The sequence below is a fragment of the Solibacillus sp. GQ1 genome (assembly GCF_059758555.1).
This window is the reverse complement of the sequence record NZ_JCAXEX010000001.1, coordinates 1,949,627-1,972,660: the sequence shown is the minus strand read 5'-3', so window position 1 is coordinate 1,972,660 and position 23,034 is coordinate 1,949,627. Positions and strand designations below refer to the sequence as shown.

26 protein-coding genes and 2 riboswitches are annotated in these 23,034 nt (G+C 38.9%); of the genes, 18 read left to right on the top strand and 8 right to left on the bottom strand.

All coding sequences use genetic code 11. The features are described 5' to 3' along the window. Positions 1-40: 40 nt before the first annotated feature. A complete protein-coding gene (locus tag AC6CH1_RS10115; RefSeq protein WP_251686912.1) occupies positions 41-511 on the bottom strand; it encodes a glutathione peroxidase in 471 nt (156 codons plus the stop codon). A 238-nt stretch (positions 512-749) separates the two neighbouring features. Between AC6CH1_RS10115 and AC6CH1_RS10110 the strand changes: the two genes are divergently transcribed. Beyond that, the gene (locus AC6CH1_RS10110; RefSeq protein ID WP_498317382.1) at positions 750-1,601 is read left to right on the top strand and encodes a DegV family protein; all 852 of its coding nucleotides are present in this window, start codon (positions 750-752) and stop codon (positions 1,599-1,601) included. Positions 1,602-1,620: 19 nt separating this feature from the next. Here AC6CH1_RS10110 and AC6CH1_RS10105 read toward each other — a convergent pair whose 3' ends face one another. From AC6CH1_RS10105 to AC6CH1_RS10095, 3 genes are all read right to left on the bottom strand, one after another. Then, positions 1,621-2,826: an MFS transporter gene (locus tag AC6CH1_RS10105; RefSeq protein ID WP_498317381.1), complete on the bottom strand. Its 1,206-nt coding sequence runs from the start codon at positions 2,824-2,826 to the stop codon at positions 1,621-1,623. Positions 2,827-2,914: 88 nt separating this feature from the next. Next, positions 2,915-3,403, bottom strand: coding sequence for a hypothetical protein (locus tag AC6CH1_RS10100; protein ID WP_498317379.1), 489 nt, complete (start codon positions 3,401-3,403; stop codon positions 2,915-2,917). After that, positions 3,400-3,873, bottom strand: coding sequence for a hypothetical protein (locus AC6CH1_RS10095; protein ID WP_498317378.1), 474 nt, complete (start codon positions 3,871-3,873; stop codon positions 3,400-3,402). The genes AC6CH1_RS10100 and AC6CH1_RS10095 overlap by 4 nt, the downstream gene beginning before the upstream one ends. A gap of 221 nt (positions 3,874-4,094) precedes the next feature. Between AC6CH1_RS10095 and rpmG the strand changes: the two genes are divergently transcribed. The 4 genes from rpmG (at position 4,095) to AC6CH1_RS10075 (ending at position 7,385) form a co-directional block, all read left to right on the top strand. Beyond that, a complete protein-coding gene (rpmG, locus tag AC6CH1_RS10090) occupies positions 4,095-4,244 on the top strand; it encodes a 50S ribosomal protein L33 (RefSeq protein WP_008408521.1) in 150 nt (49 codons plus the stop codon). 143 nt (positions 4,245-4,387) lie between these two features. Next, the gene (locus AC6CH1_RS10085; RefSeq protein WP_251686923.1) at positions 4,388-4,951 is read left to right on the top strand and encodes a 5-formyltetrahydrofolate cyclo-ligase; all 564 of its coding nucleotides are present in this window, start codon (positions 4,388-4,390) and stop codon (positions 4,949-4,951) included. Positions 4,952-4,968: 17 nt separating this feature from the next. Then, on the top strand, positions 4,969-5,169 hold the full coding sequence (locus tag AC6CH1_RS10080) for a YqgQ family protein (RefSeq protein ID WP_251686925.1): 201 nt from the start codon (positions 4,969-4,971) through the stop codon (positions 5,167-5,169). Positions 5,170-5,480: 311 nt separating this feature from the next. Beyond that, positions 5,481-7,385, top strand: a complete 1,905-nt coding sequence (locus AC6CH1_RS10075) for an LTA synthase family protein (protein ID WP_498317375.1) — start codon at positions 5,481-5,483, stop codon at positions 7,383-7,385. An 85-nt stretch (positions 7,386-7,470) separates the two neighbouring features. Here the strand turns inward: AC6CH1_RS10075 and AC6CH1_RS10070 are convergent, their stop codons facing one another. Further along, positions 7,471-7,647, bottom strand: coding sequence for a DUF2759 domain-containing protein (locus tag AC6CH1_RS10070; RefSeq protein WP_008404364.1), 177 nt, complete (start codon positions 7,645-7,647; stop codon positions 7,471-7,473). Positions 7,648-7,819: 172 nt separating this feature from the next. Between AC6CH1_RS10070 and AC6CH1_RS10065 the strand changes: the two genes are divergently transcribed. Then, a complete protein-coding gene (locus AC6CH1_RS10065) occupies positions 7,820-8,464 on the top strand; it encodes an MBL fold metallo-hydrolase (protein WP_251686929.1) in 645 nt (214 codons plus the stop codon). A gap of 51 nt (positions 8,465-8,515) precedes the next feature. Here the strand turns inward: AC6CH1_RS10065 and AC6CH1_RS10060 are convergent, their stop codons facing one another. Next, positions 8,516-8,758 carry a DUF2626 family protein gene (locus tag AC6CH1_RS10060; protein ID WP_008404362.1) on the bottom strand — a complete coding sequence of 81 codons (243 nt, stop codon included), beginning with the start codon at positions 8,756-8,758 and terminating at the stop codon, positions 8,516-8,518. 117 nt (positions 8,759-8,875) lie between these two features. Continuing rightward, positions 8,876-9,574 carry a helix-turn-helix transcriptional regulator gene (locus tag AC6CH1_RS10055; RefSeq protein WP_427709053.1) on the bottom strand — a complete coding sequence of 233 codons (699 nt, stop codon included), beginning with the start codon at positions 9,572-9,574 and terminating at the stop codon, positions 8,876-8,878. A 183-nt stretch (positions 9,575-9,757) separates the two neighbouring features. Between AC6CH1_RS10055 and comGA the strand changes: the two genes are divergently transcribed. From comGA to gcvPB, 10 genes are all read left to right on the top strand, one after another. After that, positions 9,758-10,774 carry a competence type IV pilus ATPase ComGA gene (gene comGA / locus AC6CH1_RS10050; RefSeq protein WP_498317372.1) on the top strand — a complete coding sequence of 339 codons (1,017 nt, stop codon included), beginning with the start codon at positions 9,758-9,760 and terminating at the stop codon, positions 10,772-10,774. Continuing rightward, on the top strand, positions 10,755-11,828 hold the full coding sequence (gene comGB, locus AC6CH1_RS10045; RefSeq protein ID WP_498317370.1) for a competence type IV pilus assembly protein ComGB: 1,074 nt from the start codon (positions 10,755-10,757) through the stop codon (positions 11,826-11,828). The genes comGA and comGB overlap by 20 nt, the downstream gene beginning before the upstream one ends. A gap of 15 nt (positions 11,829-11,843) precedes the next feature. After that, a complete protein-coding gene (comGC, locus tag AC6CH1_RS10040) occupies positions 11,844-12,158 on the top strand; it encodes a competence type IV pilus major pilin ComGC (protein ID WP_498317368.1) in 315 nt (104 codons plus the stop codon). Between the two features lie 2 nt (positions 12,159-12,160). Beyond that, entirely contained in the window at positions 12,161-12,712 is a 552-nt protein-coding gene (locus tag AC6CH1_RS10035) for a prepilin-type N-terminal cleavage/methylation domain-containing protein (protein WP_353056546.1), read from the top strand. After that, positions 12,621-12,914, top strand: a complete 294-nt coding sequence (locus tag AC6CH1_RS10030; RefSeq protein ID WP_498317366.1) for a type II secretion system protein — start codon at positions 12,621-12,623, stop codon at positions 12,912-12,914. Before AC6CH1_RS10035 ends, AC6CH1_RS10030 begins: the two co-directional genes overlap by 92 nt. After that, positions 12,911-13,366 (top strand): competence type IV pilus minor pilin ComGF, encoded by a 456-nt coding sequence (comGF, locus tag AC6CH1_RS10025; RefSeq protein WP_498317364.1) that lies wholly within the window; start codon positions 12,911-12,913, stop codon positions 13,364-13,366. The genes AC6CH1_RS10030 and comGF overlap by 4 nt, the downstream gene beginning before the upstream one ends. Before the next feature lie 309 nt (positions 13,367-13,675). Next, complete coding sequence (locus tag AC6CH1_RS10020) at positions 13,676-14,188, top strand: shikimate kinase (protein WP_251686944.1); 513 nt, start codon at positions 13,676-13,678, stop codon at positions 14,186-14,188. A 126-nt stretch (positions 14,189-14,314) separates the two neighbouring features. Further along, positions 14,315-14,407, top strand: a riboswitch (glycine riboswitch). A gap of 3 nt (positions 14,408-14,410) precedes the next feature. Beyond that, positions 14,411-14,520, top strand: a riboswitch (glycine riboswitch). Positions 14,521-14,680: 160 nt separating this feature from the next. Beyond that, the gene (gene gcvT / locus AC6CH1_RS10015) at positions 14,681-15,790 is read left to right on the top strand and encodes a glycine cleavage system aminomethyltransferase GcvT (RefSeq protein ID WP_251686946.1); all 1,110 of its coding nucleotides are present in this window, start codon (positions 14,681-14,683) and stop codon (positions 15,788-15,790) included. Positions 15,791-15,893: 103 nt separating this feature from the next. Then, entirely contained in the window at positions 15,894-17,240 is a 1,347-nt protein-coding gene (gcvPA, locus tag AC6CH1_RS10010) for an aminomethyl-transferring glycine dehydrogenase subunit GcvPA (protein ID WP_498317361.1), read from the top strand. After that, positions 17,233-18,714, top strand: a complete 1,482-nt coding sequence (gene gcvPB / locus AC6CH1_RS10005; RefSeq protein WP_498317359.1) for an aminomethyl-transferring glycine dehydrogenase subunit GcvPB — start codon at positions 17,233-17,235, stop codon at positions 18,712-18,714. Before gcvPA ends, gcvPB begins: the two co-directional genes overlap by 8 nt. Positions 18,715-18,885: 171 nt before the next feature. Here gcvPB and AC6CH1_RS10000 read toward each other — a convergent pair whose 3' ends face one another. Then, positions 18,886-19,269, bottom strand: a complete 384-nt coding sequence (locus AC6CH1_RS10000; protein WP_079527702.1) for a rhodanese-like domain-containing protein — start codon at positions 19,267-19,269, stop codon at positions 18,886-18,888. Between the two features lie 96 nt (positions 19,270-19,365). On the opposite strand from AC6CH1_RS10000, the gene AC6CH1_RS09995 reads away from it, so the two are divergent. Together AC6CH1_RS09995 and AC6CH1_RS09990 are read left to right on the top strand one after the other, a co-directional pair. Continuing rightward, positions 19,366-20,202 carry a lipoate--protein ligase family protein gene (locus tag AC6CH1_RS09995; protein ID WP_498317772.1) on the top strand — a complete coding sequence of 279 codons (837 nt, stop codon included), beginning with the start codon at positions 19,366-19,368 and terminating at the stop codon, positions 20,200-20,202. Between the two features lie 263 nt (positions 20,203-20,465). Further along, positions 20,466-23,033 (top strand): vitamin B12-dependent ribonucleotide reductase, encoded by a 2,568-nt coding sequence (locus tag AC6CH1_RS09990; protein WP_498317357.1) that lies wholly within the window; start codon positions 20,466-20,468, stop codon positions 23,031-23,033. Position 23,034 lies beyond the last annotated feature (1 nt).

The window sequence follows — 23,034 nt, the reverse complement described above, 5'->3', positions numbered from 1 at the left end:
TTTAATCTTCGGCTGCTCACTTCTATTATAAAAATATACTTTAAAGCAATTTCGCAATATCATTTTCTGCTTTTGTCGGTGAATCCTGTGGGGCGTAACGTTTAATGACATTACCGTCACGGTCGACTAAAAACTTCGTGAAATTCCACTTAACTGACTGTCCTAAAAGACCTTTAGCTTCAGATGATAAATGTTTAAATAAAGGATGTGCTTCTGAACCGTTCACTTTCACCATTTCGTGCATCGGGAACGTGACACCGTAATCCAGGCGGCAGAACTCGGCAGCTTCCTCACTGGAAGACAACTCCTGTTTAAATTGGTCAGAAGGGAAACCGAGCACGACAAATCCTTCCTCTTTGTATTTATCATATAATTCTTCAAGCTCTGTAAACTGATTTGTAAATCCGCACTTGCTTGCTGTATTGACAATCATCATTACCTGGCCTTTATAGCGGTCTAATTCATATTGCTCGCCTTTTTCTGTCTTAACAGGAATATCATAAATATTCATGCTTTCGTTCCTCCTCGAAACTACTAATATAATTGTTTGTACTTTTATCGTACGGAAATAAAGCCCATATGTAAAATAATCGGTATCACTTGAAAATGAAAATAAAACTCGAATGTTGTCGAAATGATGTCGGCCCTGGAACTTATCCGTTCAAATATGACATGTGTCACTGTGCCGATACTATGATTGCGCTTACATTCTTGGGAGACATAAAATTTTAACATCAAGGAGTTTTATAATGAATAAAAAGATTGCATGGGTTACAGATACTGCAGCATTATTACCAGAAAGTTTTATTAAAGAACACTCAATTCATGTGCTTGCATTGAACATCGTTTTTGAAGAAGGCGCACTTCGTGAAACAGTGGACATGACGCACGATGAATTTTACGATAAATTAAGAAATTCAACAATGCATCCAAAAACATCTCAGCCTGCATTCGGAGAGCATGTAGCTTTATATGAAAAATTAAAAGATCAGGGCTATGACTGTGCCATTGCGATTCATACTTCAGAGCAACTATCGGGTACTGTACTAAGTGCTCCAATGGCTGCAGAACAGGCGGGTTTCAAAAGCTATGTTATTGATGCGAAAATCGGTTCCTATCCAATGCAAGTCATGTTGGCACTCGGAATTGAGCTTGAAAAACAAGGACATGTCCCGGAAGCGATCGTGGAGAAAATAGAAGCAATGCGTGGCAAGGCGGAACTTGCTTTTATTCCTGCAAGCTTGGAGCAATTGCATAAAAGCGGACGTGTTTCAGGGATGGCAATGTTTCTCAGCAACTTGCTCAATATTAAACTAGTCATTGAATACAATAAAGAAGGCGGCGTTGAAGTGGCAAAAAAAGTGCGGGCTGATAATCGTGCCAGAAAAGCCGTCATAGAAAAACTTAAGCGAGCTATTTTAAAGTCACCTGTAAAAGAAGCCGCGATTATTCACTGTAATAATGAAGCAGGGGCTATCGAGTGGAAAAAGGAATTACTAAAGGAATTTCCATCCATTCAATTTACCACTATGCCACTTTCTGCCTGTGTAGGTGTCCACGCAGGAGAAGGAACATTAGGTTTGACTTGGGTGCGGGAATAAAAAAATGCAGGGCCTCTTTCTAGGCGCTCTGCATTTTTTCGTATTTAGATTGAAAGTATTGAATAAAGCCTGCAAAAATAGATGTTAATACGAGTGCTGATCCGATGAAAAGGACAACGCCAGTCCAACCATAGTGCATCCAAAAGATACCGCCGAGCGTTCCTCCAATACTTGACCCCATATAATAGGCGAACAAATACAATGAGGAAGCCTGGGCTTTATCGACTTTGGCTAAATGACTGACCCAGCCGCTTGCAATGGAATGCGCGCCGAAAAAGCCAAAAGTAAAAATAATGAGTCCGCTGATTTTTAAAGGCAAACTTACAGGGAAGGTAAGAACTGCACCTAAGATCATAATGATAATGCCGCTGTATAGAACATTTTGCCGGCCATATTGATCAGACAAGCTTCCGAACCATGTGGAGCTCCAAGTCCCTACTAAATAAACAACAAATAGCCAACTTACGAATGTCATGCTTAAATTATAGGGAGATTCGACCAGCTTGAAGCCGATATAATTATACACTGTCACAAAGCTGCCCATTAAAGTAAATCCAATCCCGAACAATAAAACAAGTCGTCTATCTTTTATATGCTGAAACAGTGTCTTAGTCAGTAATCGAAATTGTAATGGACGTGGTGTGAAATGTGTGGAATCCGGTAATGCCCAGACGAAGTAACAACTGATAATAATGCTTAAAACCCCGAGTACGATCATTCCGATTTGCCAGCTGAATAAATCACTCATCGTGCCGATTATAATACGGCCCGATAATCCGCCAATCGCATTTCCGCTTATGTAAAGACCCATTGCCACACCTAAGCTTGATGGTTCCATTTCTTCTCCTAAATAAGCCATTGCAATGGCAGGAACCCCGGCAAACACAAAACCTTGAATGATTCGCAGTGCGAGAATCGATTCAAAATTAGGAGCAAATGCCAGTGCGAGTGTTAAAACGGATGCCGCAAATATGGAAGCGGTCATCAATTTTTTTCGCCCCCAAGCTTCCGACAATGAACCGAACAGTAATAGGCTAAATGCCAAAACAGAGGTAGCAGCAGATAACGATAAACTGGCTACCGCAGGAGAGACATTGTAATCATTTGAAAACTGGGGCATTAGCGGCTGCGTAATATAAAGGTTGGCAAAGGTAATAAAACCTGCAGCAAATAACGCGATATTCGTCATTTTAAAAGCTTTTGTTCCTCTTTTTATATAGTCCATTTAATCCCTTCAATCTTGAAAACTTTTGGATAATTGGTAGTTTAGTATGGAAGAAGGCTTGCTTGCTATCTATAATTTAAATTTACAATTATTCGGTTGGTTGCCCTGTTAGCACTTGGGCAATTTCTTCGATTGTCATATCGGAGCGGAGATCAAATGCGCCTTTTTGAATAGAACGCGCAAATTCCGGTTTGGCCAAATAAAGCTCAAGCTCTCGGCCGTTAGTGACAATACCTAAGTCTTCCGCTTGTTGGCCGATTGTATAAATAGAGACATTTTCATAAATATAAATGGTCTCTTGCACAACGTCTGAATTGTTTTCTTCCTTTGTAGAGGCTGTTTTCTCTTCGGTTGTACTTGTTGTTTGCACATCAGCTTTTTTAGACTTGGCGAAATCCGGGTTTTGCTCATTTAACTGTTTTGTCAATTTTGCGATCTGTTTTTCATAGTCGTCTAATTGCTTTTCGTAAGCAGCATTTTCTTTCTGACTGGAATCAGAAGGCAACTTGTCGAACAATGCCATGCTTGCACCTGCCACAAAAAGACCGATACCAAATGCTCGCAACGATGATTTCATTGTTGACCTCCATTTGCTAAAATCGATTGGATTTGAGCATGTGATAATGTTGAACGCTTACTGATTTCCTCAATCGATAGGCCTTGGCTATTGAGAGCGAGCACCTGACTAACTAAAATACCGTTAATCGTCGGTTTCGCGCTCTTTTGCGGAGCTGCCTTAGAAGCCGTACCATAGCTTTGGGCCGCTTTTACTTGGGCTGCTACTTGCTGGAAAGATGAAAAGGCAGCTTGCTGTTCTGAATTTTGCTGTTGTTGGACAGAAGAAGGTTTGCGTACTTGGAAATTTGGATCTACAAGCAGTTCCTCTTCCAATGCTTTTACGCGTCGTTTTAAAGCATTTGTTTCCTGATAAATATTGATCGATAAATCTTCGACATCTCTTTCAACTTTTGCTGATTTATCTTTAAACAATAGGGATATAATAATTACAGCAATTCCAGCAATCATTAATATTGAAGAAAGTCCCATATGAAGTCCTCCATTTCTTGTTATCTATGTCATTGTATTGACCGTAAACTTGCAATTGAAGTGAGTAATCGTTTTCTTACTGCAGGATTCCCTTTATTTTAACATAGTAAAACTTATTAAGAAATCATACTAGATTTTTTAAAACAGTGTGTTATAATAGGTAAGTCGTATAAATCATGCTCAAATAAATTTATTCTTAATTTAGAGTGGGAGGGTTAATGATGCGCGTAAACATTACTTTAGCTTGCACAGACTGCGGCGAACGTAACTACATTTCAAAAAAGAACAAGCGTAACAATCCAGAGCGTCTTGAACTTAAAAAATATTGCTCTCGCGAGAAGAAGTACACTCTTCACCGTGAAACAAAGTAATAATCGCTCATTTAGCCAAAACCACTCGTTGGTTTTGGCTTTTTACTTGCTACCCTCTTAAATTTTACTATGATGATTCAACAAATTTGATTTATGATAGTAATGTTTAACTTAAAACAGCTTTATTGAAAGTAGGGATTTGTTTGGAGAAAAGAGACTATCGTATTAAAGTGCAGGAAAAGTTGTCTAATATGACCGATCAGGAATATCGTGAACGTTCATTGGAAATCGCTCAGCAATTATTACAGGAACCATCTATTCAAAAAGCAAATATTATAGCAATTACTTTATCAAATCAGCCGGAAGTGGATACGACGTTTATTATTGAAGAATTATGGAAATTAAATAAATATGTTGCAGTTCCGAAATGTAATCCGAAAGATCGCTCGATGGAGTTTTACAAAATTAACAGTTTTGATGAAACCGAACGAGCTTATCAAAATATATTAGAACCGATACGAGAAAGAACGGAACTGGTCGAAAAAGAACGAATTGATGTCATGGTCGTGCCGGGGGTTGTCTTCGATCATCACGGTTACCGCATCGGATTTGGCGGGGGCTATTATGACCGCTATTTAGTTGGCTTTAATGGAATGCGGATATCCTTAGCATTTGAGGAGCAGTTGTTAAACGAAATACCGAGAGAATCACATGATCTTCCGGTACATATACTACTTACAGACAAAAATCGCATTATCTGCGAATAATTGGTGGAGGAACGAGAATGAAGTCAATGTTGGATGTGCTGGGCATCTTAAAACAATATGGCATTTACATTTATACAAAGGACCGTATTGGGGATTTATACTTAATGGAAGATGAAATTAAGGAATTATATAAATCGAAATTTATTGATACGAAAGATTTTCAGATGGCTTTGTTAATCCTGCGTCAGGAAGAGCAAAGACTTAAAGCAGGAAAATAACTGGAATTTAGCGTATAATAGTATGAATCGTATAGAGGTATGCTTGTTTACTCAGGGTTTTAAACTTTTTGACGAACATACCCTAAGTGAAACAGCGGGAATAAACCGCTGTTTTCATATTTAACGAAACCTTTTCAAGTTTAATACGTACTAAATAATAGTGCTATTTTATGAATGTAAACTGTTTAAATGAAATATTGTTGCGGATTTGTTTGAAAAGCTTTAACATAGATTTTGTTTGAATGGATTTTACACAAATAAAACAATGTATTTAAAAAAAATCGAATATGTAAAGAGAGGATGTATAGGATATGAAAGATTTTAAATGGCCTAAACATTCGATATTAGCGATTGCCGTAATAGCAACCTGGATTAAAACTGTAATTGTTTATGAAACTAGCTTTGATATGAAGATAGAAAATGCAATGCAATTGTTAATTTTGTTTATCAATCCATTAAGTTTCTTATTATTCTTCTATGGATTGTCATTATTCTTGAAATCACAAAAAGCGCGAAATCGCTATATTGTCGGCAGTAGTATTTTACTGGCCTTTGTATTATACGGAAATGTTGCCTTTTACCGTTTCTACAATGACTTTGTAACATTGCCTGTTTTATTCCAAACGAGTAATTTTGGAGAGTTAGGTACATCAGCTGCAGCAATCATCAGCTGGATGGATTTGTTCTATTTTGTTGATGTATTACTGATTATTATTGCTGTGAAACTTTTACCGAAAGTGGAAGAGCAGTTACTGCCAATACGTAAAGATGCGCGAAAAGCATACTTTGTTATGACGGCAGCTATTTTATTTTTAAACTTAGGTTTAGCAGAAACAGAGCGTCCGCAATTATTGACACGTGCATTTGACCGTGAATTGTTAGTGAAAAATATCGGAACATATAACTATCATCTTTACGATGTATATGTTCAGTCGAAATCGTCTGCACAGCGTGCGTTGGCAGATGGCAGTGAGCTTGTTGAAGTGAGCAACTACGTTCGCGCAAACCAGGCGGAACCTAATGTTGAAATGTTCGGCAAGTATGAAGGCCGCAATGTAATTGCAGTTTCCCTGGAATCATTGCAGTCATTTGTTATTAATGAGGAAATGAATGGGGAAGTAGTAACACCGTTCCTGAATTCATTGACAAATGATAAAGATACGTATTACTTCAGTGATTTTTACCACCAGACTGGATTAGGAAAAACTTCGGATTCTGAGTTTATTTTTGAAAACTCGTTATATGGCTTAGGTCGAGGTGCAGTATTCTTTACACATGGTGAAAATACGTATAACTCCTTTGCAGAGCGCTTAGGGGAAAATGGATATTTTACAAATGTTATGCATGCGAACAACAAATCATTCTGGAACCGTGATATGATTTACAAATCATTTAAATTAGATCAGTTCTATGATCTCGAATCATACAATGTTACAGAAGAAACATCTGTAAACTGGGGATTAAAGGATATTCCATTCTTTGAACAATCTGCAGCATTAATGAAAGAAATGCCACAGCCGTTTTACAGCCGTCTAATTACTTTAACAAACCACTATCCGTTCTATTTGGACCCGGAAGATATAATGATACCTGAATATGATTCAAATTCAGGAACATTAAATCGCTATTTCCAAACAGTTCGCTATTTGGATGAATCGGTGAAAGAATTCTTCGATGATTTAAAAGAACAAGGTTTATATGAAAATTCGATTATCGTGATGTACGGGGACCACTACGGAATTTCCGAAAATCATAATAAAGCAATGGCAAAATATTTAAATAAAGAAGAGATCACACCATATGACAGTGCGCTTTTACAGGCTGTCCCATTATATATCCACATTCCTGGTTCAAATGATGGACAAGTGATGGATAATGCAGCGGGTCAGTTGGATATTCGTCCGACATTACTGCATCTGTTAGGTATTGAGACTTCAAAAGATATGCAATTAGGTGCTGACCTTTTCTCGGAAGAACATGAGGATTTCGTTATTTTCCGTGATGGTCGCTTCGTAACAAATCAATATGTGTATGCAGGTGAAGTATGCTACGACCGTGATACGGGAGAAGCAATCGATACGGAAGCATGTCAGCCATTTATTGATCGTGCAACTCAAGAACTAGAATACTCGGATCAGATTATTAATGGTGACCTGTTGCGTTTCTATGATACAGAAACAGGGAACTTGCTGATTGATACGAACTATAAAAATTAAAGCTGTCCCGGAGAAATCCGGGAACAGCTTTTTTGTCCATATAAAAAACGTATTGCTTCTAAAGCAATACGTTTTTCGGTTGCAATTAATGAGTTGGTGGATAGCCTTGATTTAATACCGTCATAATGACGAACCAACCGAAAACACCAGCAGCTAAAGCGTTGAAGGCAGCAGCTAAAAGGTTTTTCTCTTTGATTGATTGGAATATGCCAATTACGCCAAAAATTGCAACTAGACCAAAAATAACCATTAATAAGTTCATAAAAAATTGACACTCCTTTCGACATTCCAAAAAATGTCTCAACAATATTCCTCTTTTATTGTAAAGGTTTCCAAATCGTTTGTCGAGAACTAAAAGTGGCGTTTGTTTGAACGATAACTTTCACTATGAGAACGATAGAAAAAATGTATAATGGAAACTGAGGTGATGATTTATGTTAAATGTTAGAAAATATAGTCTAGGACCGATCCAAACGAATTGCTACATTGTCAGCAATAAAGAAAAAGACTGCTTAATTTTCGATCCAGGTGAAGAAGGGGCACGCATTGTAAATGAATTACGTAAAAATGGCTTAAACCCATTAGCTATTTTATTAACCCATACACATTTTGATCATATCGGTGGAGTGGATGCGATACGGGCAATATATAATATTCCGCTGTATGTCCATGAAAAAGAAGTGGACTGGCTTGCTGATCCGATGAAAAATGGTTCCGGCAAATATGCGGAATTGCCAAATTATATCGTGAAAAAGCCTGAAGGAGAACATATTATACGAAAAGAAGGGGAAATGACAATCGGTGCATTTACCTTTACGGTAGCCCATACACCAGGGCATTCTCCGGGAAGTGTATCCTTTATTTTTAAAGATGACGCTTTTGCGATTGTAGGCGATACATTATTCGAACAAAGCATTGGACGGACTGATTTAATCGGTGGTTCGATGAATATCTTGTTGAAATCGATTCACGACAAGCTTTTATCATTACCGGAAGATACAATTATTTATCCAGGGCATGGTGACTACACGACACCTGCTGCAGAAATGGACTCCAACCCGTTTTTAAATGGCTTTTAACTTGCTTGTAAATAAAAAACGACCGCTCTCTATTAAAGAGCGTGTCGTTTTTTAATGTCCTCCACCTGGAGTGTGTATGAATGTTGTGTAATAGGTGAAACCGGCGAAGAAAACAGTTAAGTATGCGCCAAAAATGTACATGTACATGCGTTCTGAAAGATTTAAGAAGCCTAATAATAAAAATAAACCTGTATTACCTACGAATAATAGCGAAACCTCGTTCATACCACCAAGGTAGAACATAACGGCGAAAATAGCAGTCCAGAATGCCATAACTTTATACATATTGCTCATGAAATATCCCTCCTTTTCTAAAAAAATAGAATAGTCTCTCATTCATTATAAATCAAGTTTCTGGATAATGTAAACTGGGAGATATGGAAGAGTTGTGACAAACGCATGTTTTTTCCATTAATTGTGTACGGAAATTTTGTATTTACAGAAGTCACAGTCATGTACCATACTTTCTATTTTTGTAATTTCATGACTTTCAAACAGTGTATCAACTTGTCCATACAAAAAGGATTCATGGAGTTGGCATACAATTTCTCCGTAGTTCATTAACTGTTCCTGGAAGGGACAGTTGAAAAGTGAGAATATAATGGATTTGGATTGATTATCTTCAATAACTTCCGGTATATAACCTATTAATGTCGCACTTTTAGTTAACATGGCCAATTTCTCATCAAATGTATAGGGAGATTTTCGTTTATGTGAATTCATTTGTTCAAGCATCGATTGTTTCCCGTCGCGATAACTGATTTCCTGTGCTTTACTCAACGCTGCGTCACCAAGCTCGCGAATAAGTTCAAGTGACCATTTAATTAATGAAGATGTGTCGCGTCTAGGAATACTTAAATTGATTCCTTCTTGTTTTGCTTTATATACTCTTCCAGGTCGCCCGCCTTTTCCGGTTTTTAAATGTTCGGAGGAAATGGCGCCGATTTCTGCAAGTTTAGTTAGATGCAAACGTGCTACATTGGAATGGATTTTAAATTGTTCTGCAATATCCTGGACGGATAAAAATTGCTTTTGCTGCAGCATAAATTCATAAATAGAAAACCGTGTTTCATCTGCAAAAGTACTTGAAATTTTAATCGGATGTATCATATGTAAACCCCCAATACGGTAAAAATTTAAATATACTAACTTTAATATTATTCTACATGAAATATTAGTAAATTTGTTAATATTGAAAGAAAATTCCTACTAAAAAGAAATTTTATCTGTTTTTATATGAAATACTGGACAATCCATTTATAATGGAGTCACATCTAACTAATTGATGAAGGGGTGATTACCATAAAACAATTATCGATCATTGAACAAAATTGTTTGGAGCTTTTATCTAAGGCAACACAGCTTAACGTTACAGACATCCACTTACTCCCTAGAGAAGGATGCTATGATCTGTTAATGAGAAAATACGGCCGTTTTGAAAAGGAAGATGAACTCCCTACAGAGCTCGCTACCCGTATGATTTCCTATTTTAAATTTCTTTCTTCGCTTGATATTAGTGAAAAGCGAAAGCCTCAAAGTGGTTCCTTCCAAAAATTTATCGACCGGTCCATGTATGCCTTCAGGATTTCAACGTTACCTTCCAGCTTCTTTAAAGAAAGTTTAGCAGTTCGAATATTACGGCAGAACTACACCGTCCCGTTACAGACATTATGTCACTTCCGGGAAAGTGTTGAACAGTTGTATAGATTGTCCAGACTGGAGAGTGGGTTAGTATTACTTAGCGGTGCGACCGGATCGGGCAAAACAACAACATTATATTCATTGCTCCAATATTGTTCGCAGCATTTATCTCGACATGTCATTTCTTTGGAGGATCCAGTGGAAAGCAGGCAAGAACAGCTCTTGCAAATTCAAGTGAACGAGCGAGCCGGAATGACGTATTCAGCAGGTCTAAAGGCAATTTTAAGACATTCTCCCGAAGTGATTATGCTCGGAGAGATTCGGGACAGAGAAACAGCAAAGGTCGCAATAGAAGCGGCGTTTTCCGGACACCTCGTAATTTCGACGATACATGCAAAGGATACGGTGAACTGTATTTACCGTCTGCATGACTTGTCGGTTTCATTTGAGGAAATGCGGCAGATGCTAAGAGCTGTTGTTTCTCAGCGTCTAATCGAAACAGAGGATAACGGCTATAAAGCTATTTTTGAATTTTTAACTGATGATCAATTACAGCTTGCCTTTGAATCCATCATCCAAGAAAAATCATTTACATTACCTTTTGAGCAAACATTGGCAGGTCAAATCGCAAAACTTCATGAGGATTACTATGAATATACCACTCCTTAAAAATGCCACATCAGCTGCTTTGTTTAAAAAACCTATTATAAAGTCCTCTGAGCTTCCTACATTACTCCAACGAATCTCCACACTGTTAAATGAAGGCTATACATTTGCCCACAGTATCGAAATGCTGTTGCCTTATCATGTAAAACATTATGAACCGGTCCAACAGGAAATTTCGAATATATTGCGCGGGGGTGGCAGTGCAACTCAAGTTTTTCAGCTGCTTTGTCTTGATAAACAATATTTAGTGTCAATTGAGTTGGCAGAAGTGACGGGCAAGTTAAGTGAAGCGATTGGTCTTGTCGCAAAGCAGCTCGTTTTTCAACAGCAGGCGAAAATGAAACTAATAAAAGTGATGTCGTATCCGCTCATTTTATTTACATTTTTAATAATACTGTTTTTAGCCTTTCGAACGTATTTTCTGCCGAATATGTCTTCAGTTATTACATCCCGCGTCCAAAGTGAATCGTCCGCCAGCATTCAGTGGTCGAAGTTTTTCCTCCATATGCCAGACTATATTGTTGCAGTTGGTATTGCTCTCGGTATTGTCCTCTCCCTTTTTATTTATCAAATCCGTAAGAAACGAATTGATTTGCAGCTCCATCTACTGTTTAGGCTCCCGTTAATCGGTCTTTTTTGGCGCCTATTTCTGACGAGACAATTTGCCCGCCATTTAGGCAATCTATTATTAGCGGGCTTCTCGCTCCAAAAAGCATTCGATCATTTAAAATCCCAACATCACCAAAAGCACATTGCGTATATTGCAGGTATACTCCAAGAACGCATTCTTATTGGCGATTCATTGGAGCGTGCAGTTGAAATCGTCGGCTACTTTTATCCGAAATTTGAACATTTTATTGCCCACGGTGAGGCGAGCGGCTTGTTAGGACGGGAGCTTATTTTATATTGCGAGCTTTTGGATGAAAAGCTTCAGAAAGTAATTGAACAAATCTTGGCGATAATTCAGCCGCTGCTATTTGTGATCATTGCCATTTGCGTAATTGCTGCATATTTAAGTATTTTAATTCCGATGTATGATGTCATTGATTTTATATAAGAAGAGGTGGATCAGATGAAAAATGAAAAAGGATTTACGTTAGTAGAGATGCTTGTTGTTTTATTAATCATCTCCATTTTAATATTGGTTACAATTCCCAACGTTTCAAAACACTTCGCATCAATCGATGAAAAAGGTTGTAATGCTTATGTTCTCATGCTTCAAGGACAAGTCGAAGCATATAAACTGAACAAAAATGAATATCCAGCTTCGGTCTCGGATTTAATTGACGAGGGGTATATTGTAGAAAAGGACTTAAAATGTCCGGATAATACGGAAATTAAAATAGTGGATGGTAAAGTCATTGGACCGGGGAACAGCGAAACGTAACGATGAAAGAGAAAGTAAAATTACTGTTAACGGATGAAAAAGGTTTTACATTAATGGAAATGCTCATTGTTCTCTTTATCTTTTTAGTCGTCAATTCAACAATCCTCTCACTTTCACAAAAGCCGTTAATGGATTATACAGAAAAACAGGTAATGAATCAAAATGAGATGTTAATACGCATGACACAATTGTTATCCATTGAGACCGGAACGTCCCATAGCTTTGAAATTATTAACTGTTACCGAATACAAGTAATGGATTGGACTACTTCTAATATTATTTACGACCAGCGAATAGCGCGGCCAATTGACATGTATTTATCCACTCCGCATAACCGGCTGTTATTTAATACGAGAGGAAATGTCCAGGCCTTTGGACGGCTAACGTATCATTTTGAGAATACAAGCCATCAATACTCTGTGAATATCGGCAAAGCCAGGATTTTGGAAAAGGAGGTTTTTAATGAGCCAGGAAGGACTAACTCTTGTAGAAACACTGTTAGCAGTCGTCATCTTATTTTTCCTTTCGTCGACAATCATTCCGCTCACATTTAATATGCAACAGCAAATAGCTATACAAAAAGTACAAGCTCATGCTGCAGAAGTAGCTTTTATAGGAGCGATGAAATATAAAAGATTTGGACAATCCGCCGGAGTTCAACACATTGACGGGGTTCAGTTTCAATGGAATTACGATGGGTACCAAGTATGTGTCCATTATGTCAACAATGAAAAAGAAGAGGAACTGTGTGTATGAAATTGAGGCAAATATTTAATGAGCGGGGTTTTACACTACTGGAAAGCTTGTTTCAGTTAACCGTGTTTGTACTTTTTACCGCAATAAGCCTGCTTATCCTTATATGGGTTCGGGATCTTCAACAGCTTGAGATGATGAAAGATGAGGTGAACTGGGAATTGTTCGTTTATGATCTTCATCAATACAATATGAATTCAGCATCTGGGAGGGTGCTCAGCTCTGGTATGCTGCAACTGGAAATATCAAATGACCCCGAGGAGCGTTTGTTTGTTTTTGATAAATCAGAACAGCATTTGCGTAAAAGGTCGAATAAAGGGGGAAATGAAATTATGCTGCCTTTTGTTGAGAAATGGGAGTTGGCGGTGGATGAAAATGATGTGAATATGAGGGTAGTGATGAAAAATGGAACAAAGCGAGAAAGAGACCTCGTGTTACCATTGCCTCCAAAATGAGAAGGGTGCATTATTTTTGCTGGCTGTATTTTTATTGTTCATAGTTTCCGGAGCTGCTGTTTTCTATACAAATGCATATTTTGCGCAAATAAAAGTATATAATTCATTGGAATCTATTTACGTTCGTGCTACGATAAATATACTAAATTTACCTTAAAGTTCGACTTCTTTTTGCAAAGTCGAAAAAATGTCGCATAATGCGATTTTGTTTGACCTAAAAATATTTCTGTTTAAGTAGCAAAATAGAAACGAAAGAATAGGTAGAGGCGTAATTGATTAAGTAGTCCGTAATAGAAGAAGGTGAACAGCATGCGTAAAATTTATTTAGTAGGATTTATGGGGTGCGGAAAAAGTGCGATTGGAAGACGTTTAAGTTTTTTCTTGAAAATGCCGTATTACGATATGGATCATGAAATTGTACGACAACAGGGTATGACAATTCCTGAAATTTTCGAGAAATACGGCGAAGCACACTTCCGAAAAATCGAGACGGAATTTTTAAAGAACTTTCGTGATGAAGCATGCATTATCGCTACAGGCGGTGGGGTAGCCGTAAATGAAGAAAACAGGAGAATTATGCGCCAGACAGGGCTTGTATTTTTTCTTGATGCAAAATTTGAAGATATTTATATGCGTATTCGGAATGACAAAAACCGTCCCATTGTTCAATCATCAACGGAGCAAGAATTGGAAAATCTGTATCACCAACGCAGAAAGAATTATCGACTAGCTGGCCATATACAAGTACTGACAGCCGGGAGAACGTTAAGACAAATTGTTGAGTACATCGGCTTTCAAGTAAAACGTCTTAAAGGCGAATGATTACTGGATAATCGTACTTAATGTTCGTATTTTGAATAAAATTAAAAAAAGATTGCGTTTGCATTATATTCAATGTTAGGATATTGCTAAGAAGAGCAATAACATGAAGTAAATAATCTAACGCGGATGATGGTACGGGGAGAGAACGTGATGTCACGTCGCCGAAGGAGCAAATAGCTATGCTATGAATCTCTCAGGCAAAAAGACTCGTATTGGACGCAACTCTGGAGAGTGCTGTAATCAGCTATTGTTGCGAACAGCCACCAACGGGGAAAGCCTAAATTGTGATAGTGGATCAAATTTGGGTGTAACTTTCAGGTGCAAGGACAGAGAATCTCGGTAAAGGGGATTCGTCTGTCTTTTTTTGTGGAGAAATCGGCTTTTAATATTCTGATGATTCTAATAAAAAGATAGATTTACACTTTGATAGGTGTAATGTTGTTTCCCCTTACAAAGCAAAACGAACATACATAACTAAAGGAGGAAATGAACATGACAAATGAATTAAAGCTAAAGCGCACACCACTTTTTGATGAATATGCAAAGTATGGTGGAAAAACAGTTGATTTTGGCGGCTGGGAATTACCGGTACAATTTTCTTCGATTAAAGAGGAGCATGATGCGGTTCGTAACCGTGCAGGACTTTTTGATGTATCCCATATGGGGGAAATTATCGTAGAAGGTCCGGATGCACTAGTTTATCTACAAAAGATGCTTTCCAACGATATTTCTAAAATTGCAGTTGGCGGCGCACAATACAGTGCACTATGTTATGAAGATGGCGGTGTTGTTGACGATTTACTGACATACCGTTTGGAAGATAACCGTTATTTACTATGTGTTAATGCAGCGAATATTGAAAAGGACTTTGAATGGTTACAGCAGCATGTCGAAGGGGATGTCAAAGTGACAAATGTGTCAGATGACTATGCTCAAATCGCATTGCAAGGACCATTATCTCAGGAAGTTCTGCAAACATTAACAGCAACAGATTTAACGGCAATTAAATATTTTAAATTCCAGGACAATGTGGATGTAGGCGGTCATTCGGTTCTAGTTTCTCGCTCTGGCTATACAGGTGAAGACGGATTTGAAATTTACGGGACACCAGCAGCGATTGTCGATTTATGGAACAAAATTTTGGAAGCAGGAAAAGACAAAGGTGTAGTAGCGGCCGGTTTAGGAGCACGTGATACACTTCGCTTTGAAGCTTGCTTACCATTATATGGCCAAGAGATTTCAAAAGAGATTTCACCATTGGAAGCGGGAATTGGCTTTGCGGTGAAATTGGCAAAGGATCCGCAATTTATCGGTCAGCAAGCATTAATTGACCAAAAAGAAAATGGCCTAACACGTAAATCTGTAGGCATCGAGATGATTGATAAAGGTATTCCCCGCCATGGCTATAAAGTATTTAAAGATGGTGAAGAGATTGGTTTTGTAACTACAGGAACTCAGTCACCAATGACAAAGCGTAATATCGGCTTAGCTTTAATTGACGCAAAATTCACAGAAGTTGGAACTGAATTAGAAATTGAAGTACGAAAAAATAGAGCAAAAGCAGTTGTTGTTGAAACTCCATTTTACAAGCGTGCAAAATAAAATGAAACTTCAATCAGTGGGGGTCTTCATCCCCTAGATTGATAGTTGAACCAAGCTTACTGCCCGTTAATGCGGGATAAAACTTTTGAAAAGAGGGTTAACAATGAAACATCGTTATTTACCAATGACGGAACAAGATAAACAAGAAATGTTAGACCGTATCGGGGTTGCGACAATTGATGAGCTTTTCGAGGATATTCCTGAGAAAGTTCGCTTCCAAGGAAGCTACAATATTAAACCTGCCAAGTCAGAAGCCGCTTTAATGAAGGAACTGGCACAACTTGCTTCAAAAAATAAAGATACAGCAAGCAATGTATCGTTTTTAGGTGCAGGTGTATACAACCACTATAAACCGGTAATTGTTGATCACGTTATTTCACGTTCGGAGTTCTATACAGCATACACTCCATATCAGCCGGAAATTTCACAAGGTGAACTTCAAGCGATTTTTGAGTTCCAAACGATGATCGCAGAACTGACAGGCATGGATATTGCAAACTCTTCTATGTATGATGGCGGTACGGCATTGGCAGAAGCAGGTATGCTTGCTGCAGGTCATACACGTCGCGGAAAGTTACTTGTTTCAGGAGCTGTACATCCGGAGTATCAAGATGTTGTGAAAATGTATGCTACAGGACAATCAATAGAAGTCGTTACAATTCCTGCAAAAGACGGTGTGACAGACATCGAAGCACTAAAAGGCCTGATCGATGACCAAACAGCCGGCGTAATCGTTCAATATCCGAACTTCTTTGGTCAAGTTGAAAACCTGCAGCCGCTTGCAGACATTACACATGACGCAAAAGGATTGTTTATCGTATCTGCGAACCCGTTAGCTCTTGGCGTTTTAACACCACCAGGAAAATTAGGCGCAGATATTACAGTTGGGGATGCACAAGTATTCGGAATTGCTGAAGCGTTCGGTGGTCCACACTGTGGCTATTTCGCGGTAACGAATAAATTAATGCGTAAAGTACCTGGCCGTCTTGTTGGGGAAACAGTAGACCAAGAGGGTCGCCGTGGTTATGTATTAACATTACAAGCGCGTGAGCAGCACATCCGTCGCGACAAAGCGACATCTAATATTTGTTCTAACCAGGCATTACTTGCACTTGCTTCTTCAGTAGCAATGACAGCTCTTGGCAAACAAGGTATGCAGGAAATGGCGAAACAAAATATCGTGAAGACACGCTTTGCTAAAAATGCCTTTGAAGCAGCTGGTTTTGAAGTTGTTTATCAAGGCGCACACTTCAACGAAATCGTCGTTAAGACAAATCATAATGTGACAGAGCTAAACAAAGCATTAATCGAAAAAGGCATTATCGGCGGTTTTGACTTAGGTCGTGTTTATCCTGAATTAGAAAATCATGCACTCATTGCTGTTACGGAAATCCGTACAAAAGAAGAAATCGAGCAATTAGTTGCAGAAATGGGGGCTTACAATGCATAACGAAAACCAAACACTCATTTTCGAAATTACAAAACCAGGTCGTGTCGGCTACAACTTAGAGCCATTGGATGTTCCTGATTTTGATTTAGAAGAACTTCTGCCGAAAGAGTTAGTACGTCAAGAAGCGGCTGAACTGCCGGAAGTTGCAGAATTAGATATTATGCGTCACTATACAGCACTTTCAAAACGTAACCATGGTGTGGATTCAGGGTTCTATCCACTTGGTTCATGTACGATGAAGTACAATCCGAAAGTCAATGAAACAGTTGCACGTTACGCTGGTTTTGCCCATGTTCACCCATTACAGGATGAGTCGACAGTACAAGGTGCAATGGAATTATTATATGATCTGCAGACATCACTTCAGGAAATTACGGGTATGGATGAAGTAACATTACAACCGGCAGCAGGCGCACATGGTGAATGGACAGCATTAATGATGATCCGTGCATTCCATGAGGCAAATGGTGAAGGTCACCGTAACAAAGTAATCGTACCGGACTCAGCTCACGGTACAAACCCGGCTTCTGCTACAGTGGCTGGTTTTGAAACAATTACAATCAGATCTGGTGAAGACGGCTTAGTTGATCTGGAAGATTTACGCCGTGTTGTCGGTCCTGATACAGCAGCGCTTATGCTGACAAACCCGAACACTTTAGGCTTATTCGAAGAAAACATTTTAGAAATGGCTGAAATCGTGCACGGTGTCGGCGGTAAAGTTTATTATGACGGCGCGAACTTAAACGCTGTTATGAGTAAAGCACGTCCTGGCGACATGGGCTTTGACTGTGTTCACTTAAACTTACACAAAACATTTACAGGTCCACACGGTGGCGGTGGTCCGGGTTCAGGTCCAGTAGGGGTAAAAGCAGATTTAATCCCATTCCTGCCTAAACCAGTATTAGTGAAAAAAGAAGATGGTACATTCCACTTCGATTACAACCGTCCACAATCAATCGGTCGTGTGAAACCTTACTACGGAAACTTCGGCATTAATGTCCGTGCATATACGTATATCCGTTCAATGGGTCCAGATGGCTTAAAGGCTGTAACAGAATATGCTGTATTAAATGCAAACTATATGATGCGCCGCTTGGAAGAGCACTTTGATTTACCATACGACCGTCACTGTAAGCATGAATTCGTGCTATCAGGCCGTCGTCAGAAAAAATTAGGTGTTCGTACATTGGATATCGCAAAACGCCTTCTTGACTTTGGCTACCATCCACCAACAGTATACTTCCCGTTAAACGTGGAAGAGGGTATTATGATCGAGCCAACAGAAACAGAATCAAAAGAAACATTGGATGCATTCTGTGATGCAATGATTCAAATTGCTCAAGAAACAATCGATAACCCAACGATCGTACAAGAAGCACCACATACTACGGTAATCAGCCGCTTAGATGAAACACGTGCTGCACGTACACCTGTATTACGTTATACAAAAAAAGAAGAAGTAACAATTTCATAAATTGTGACAAAAAGGTCAGAGCTGTTTTCTGACCTTTTTTCTATGAGAAAAGTTAGACTTCTTACGTGTGACTATATAATGGTAGAAACTACTGATAATCAGACAATTTCGATTCGTAGGGCCGGTGAATGAAAATTAAAAAGCCCTCTACAATGTAGAGAACTTTTAGAATTAGTTTTTCGATTTAACTTTGCCTGTCCAAGTTTTGAAACCGCCTTGTAATTGGAACAGTTGGCTATAGCCTTTTTTCTTTAATGTCAGCGCTGCTCGTGCACTACGACCAGAGTTTTGGCAGTAAAGGTATACAGGCAGATCCGGACGGATTTCTTTATGACGTGTATTAAGTTGCGTCATCGGAATGTTTCGAGCACCTAAAATGTGTCCCGCTTCAAATTCTTTAGGTTCGCGTAAATCGATTAATTGTGCTTTACGGTAGCCTTCAATAAATTGCTCCTGTGTTAAATTTGTTACGGATTTTTTTAAGCGCATAGAGTTGATTACTACGTAAGCAACGATTACTACTAAAATTACTAGTATCGTATATAAAATTGTCACTGCGATATTGCCCCTTTCTATCTGTACTATCTATTATAAGAGATGAACTAGAGTTAGTCGAGCGAGTTTGTTAAAATGAATTAGTGGAGGCGAGAAATTGTGAAAAAACAATGGTATTTTATAAATTCGGGCCCATGCAGCCCAGCCTATAATATGGCACTGGATGAAGCGTTGCTTGATTGGCATAGCCAAGGGGAAATTCCGCCGGTTATTCGTTTTTACGAGTGGAACCCTGCAACATTATCAATCGGTTATTTCCAGCAAGTACATAAAGATATTAATTTAGAAGCTGTAAAAAAGCAAAACTTAGGTTTCATCCGTAGACCTACAGGCGGACGTGCCGTTTTACATGACCAGGAGCTTACATATTCAGTGATAGTGACAGAGAGCTACCCAAATATGCCGGAAACCGTTACAGAGGCATATCGTGTCATTAGCGAAGGAATTTTACAAGGGTTCCGCCTTTTAGGACTGGATGCTTATTTTAGTGTGCCGGAGACGAAGGAACAACTGGATGATCTGAAGAAACCGAAAAGCGCGGTATGTTTTGATGCGCCAAGCTGGTATGAGCTAGTTGTTGAAGGGAAAAAAGTAGCCGGCAGTGCGCAAACACGTCAAAAAGGTGTAATTTTGCAGCATGGCGCTATTTTACTTGATCTGAATGAAGAACTGCTGTTATCGGTATTTAATTTTGCTACAGCTGAAGCAAAAGAAAGAATGCGAAAAAAGTTGCCAGAAAAAGCAGTTGCGATGAATCAGTTTGTCGACACACCATTTACAATCGATCAATGTGTTGACGCGTTTTCTAAAGGGTTTGAAGTAGCTTTGGATATAGAACTAATTCCTTATGAATTAACAGAGCAGCAAACCCAATATGTAGAACAATTGATGGAAAATAAATATTTAACAGATGAATGGAATTTCAAAAAATAGATTGCGAACGTGTGTTTTTATTTTTTGTAAAAAAATTTTTATACCCGAAACGTTGATATAGATGGATTTAACAAAAAGAAAAAAAAATCAACCCCTTGTTTGAAAAAAAGATTTATTGTAATCTTTTTTAAGTGTAATTATATAACCCAACATATAGAATGATATTTAAGAAATTAGCACAATATATGGTATAAAATGTGTTTAGTTTACATTCGTGAAGGGAAACTTAAAATTATTAAATCGTCCAAAGGGGGGCTTACGCGGTGGCAAGTGTTTTAGAGCAATCCATCCAAGTCAATCAGTTAAATCAAGATATTGAGCAATTTCCTCAAGTGCACCCGATTACACCGGACATGCATATTACGCATAAAGGTGTATCACGTCTTGTTATGATTGACCGTTATTCTTTTAAAGATACGGAAAAGAAAACATTAAAAACAGGGGATTTTGTTGTTTTGACAGTGAAACAAGATCCGAAATTCCCGGCACGTGGACTTGGCATTATTCATTCGATTAATCCGGAAAAGAATACCGCTCTTATTAAAATTGATGAAGATTACCGTCATGTATTGGAAGGCGAAGAACAAGAGACGGGTATTATTGAACGCTCATTGGATATTATTGAAAAGCCGCTCGAAATTTTTTATGAGCAAATTGCAAAACGTAATGCAACAGGTTTAGCTTCAGTTGAGAAAACAGAAGAAAAGCGCAAAGAATGGTTCGGAAAGTTTTACGAAGAGCTTGTGTCGATGAACTTTATCCCTGCAGGACGAGTAATTTACGGGGCAGGTTCAGAAACAGAAGTAACATTCTTCAACTGTTATGTAATGCCATTTGTAGCCGATTCCCGTGAAGGCATCAGTGATCACCGCAAGCAAGTAATGGAAATTATGAGCCGTGGTGGTGGTGTTGGTACGAACGGTTCGACACTTCGCCCGCGTAACACATTGGCGCGCGGTGTAAACGGTAAATCTAGCGGATCAGTAAGCTGGCTTGATGATATTGCCAAGCTGACACATCTTGTTGAGCAAGGTGGATCGAGACGCGGCGCTCAAATGATTATGCTGGCAGATTGGCATCCGGATATTGTGGAGTTTATCATTTCCAAAATGCAAAATCCGCGTATTCTGCGTTATCTGATCGAGAATACAGCAGATGAATCAATTATTCGTCTAGCAAAAGAAAAATTAAGATTCAAGCCTTTAACACAGCAGGAAGATGCGATGTATCAAGGTATTGTGAACTATAAAAATATTGAAGGTTTCGGCGGATTTAACGAAGCGATTATTCGTGACGCTGAAACGAAGCTACGCGATGGTGGAACGTATTCAGTCCATAATCCGGATTTCCTGACAGGTGCGAACATCTCGGTTACATTAACGAAAGAGTTTATGGATGCTGTAGAAAACGATCAGGACTTCGAATTACGCTTCCCGGATGTAGAAAACTATACTCCGGCACAAATGCTGGATTACAACGAAAAGTGGCATGAAGTTGGCGATGTTCGCGAATGGGAGAAACTTGGTTATCCAGTTCGTACGTATCGTACAATCAAAGCAAAAGAACTTTGGAATTTAATCAATGTCTGCGCAACATATGCGGCAGAACCTGGTATCTTCTTCATTGATAACGCAAACGACATGACAAACGCAAAAGCGTACGGTCAGAAAGTTGTTGCGACAAATCCGTGCGGAGAACAACCACTCGCACCATATTCTGTTTGTAACTTGGCTGCTGTTAACTTGGCGAAGTTTGCAAACAAAGAAACGAAAACAGTTGATTTTGATGCGTTACGCAAAACGGTAAAAGTTGGCGTACGTATGCAGGATAATGTAATTGATGCAACACCGTACTTCCTGGAAGAAAACAAAAAGCAGGCACTAGGTGAACGCCGAGTTGGTCTTGGTGTAATGGGTCTTGCCGATTTGTTGATTTACTGTGAGAAAGAGTACGGTTCTGAAGAGGGCAATACACTAGTTGATGAAATCTTCAAAACGATTGCGGTTGCAGCGTATGAAGAGTCGGTTGAACTGGCAACAGAGCGCGGCAGCTTCCCGTTCCTTGAAGGACAAACAGAAGCTGAAACAGCACGTTTACGTGAAGCATTCATTAACACAGGCTTCATGAAAAAAATGCCGCAGCATATTCGCGAAAATATTGTGGCAAACGGTATTCGTAACTCGCATTTATTGACGGTTGCACCTACGGGATCTACAGGTACAATGGTCGGAGTTGCAACAGGGCTTGAACCTTACTTCAGCTTCACTTACTACCGTTCAGGTCGTCTTGGGAAGTTTATTGAAGTAAAAGCTGAAATTGTAAAAGAGTATTTAGATGCGAACCCGGGTGTGGATGAAAATAATTTACCGGACTGGTTCAAATCATCAATGGAGCTTTCTGCTGAAGCACATGCAGATGTTCAATGCATCATTCAAAACTGGATTGATTCATCCATTTCAAAAACAGTAAACGCACCAAAAGGCTATGGAGTAGAGCAAGTACAAAAAGTGTACGAGCGTTTATACCGCGGCGGTGCGAAAGGCGGTACCGTGTATGTCGATGGATCTCGTGATACACAAGTACTGACTTTAAAAGCTGAAGAAGCCAATTCGGATGAGCAATTAGAGTTTGAAGAATTAAAACAAACAGAAGACCAAGTGAAACGTCAAGTAGTGTTAGTGGATACAATTAAGCCGTTAACAGATACAGATGTGACAATTGGTTCGGAAGTTGGCAATACATGCCCGGTTTGCCGTCAAGGTACGGTAGAAGAAATGGGTGGCTGCAACACATGTACAAACTGTGGTGCACAGCTGAAATGCGGTTTATAAA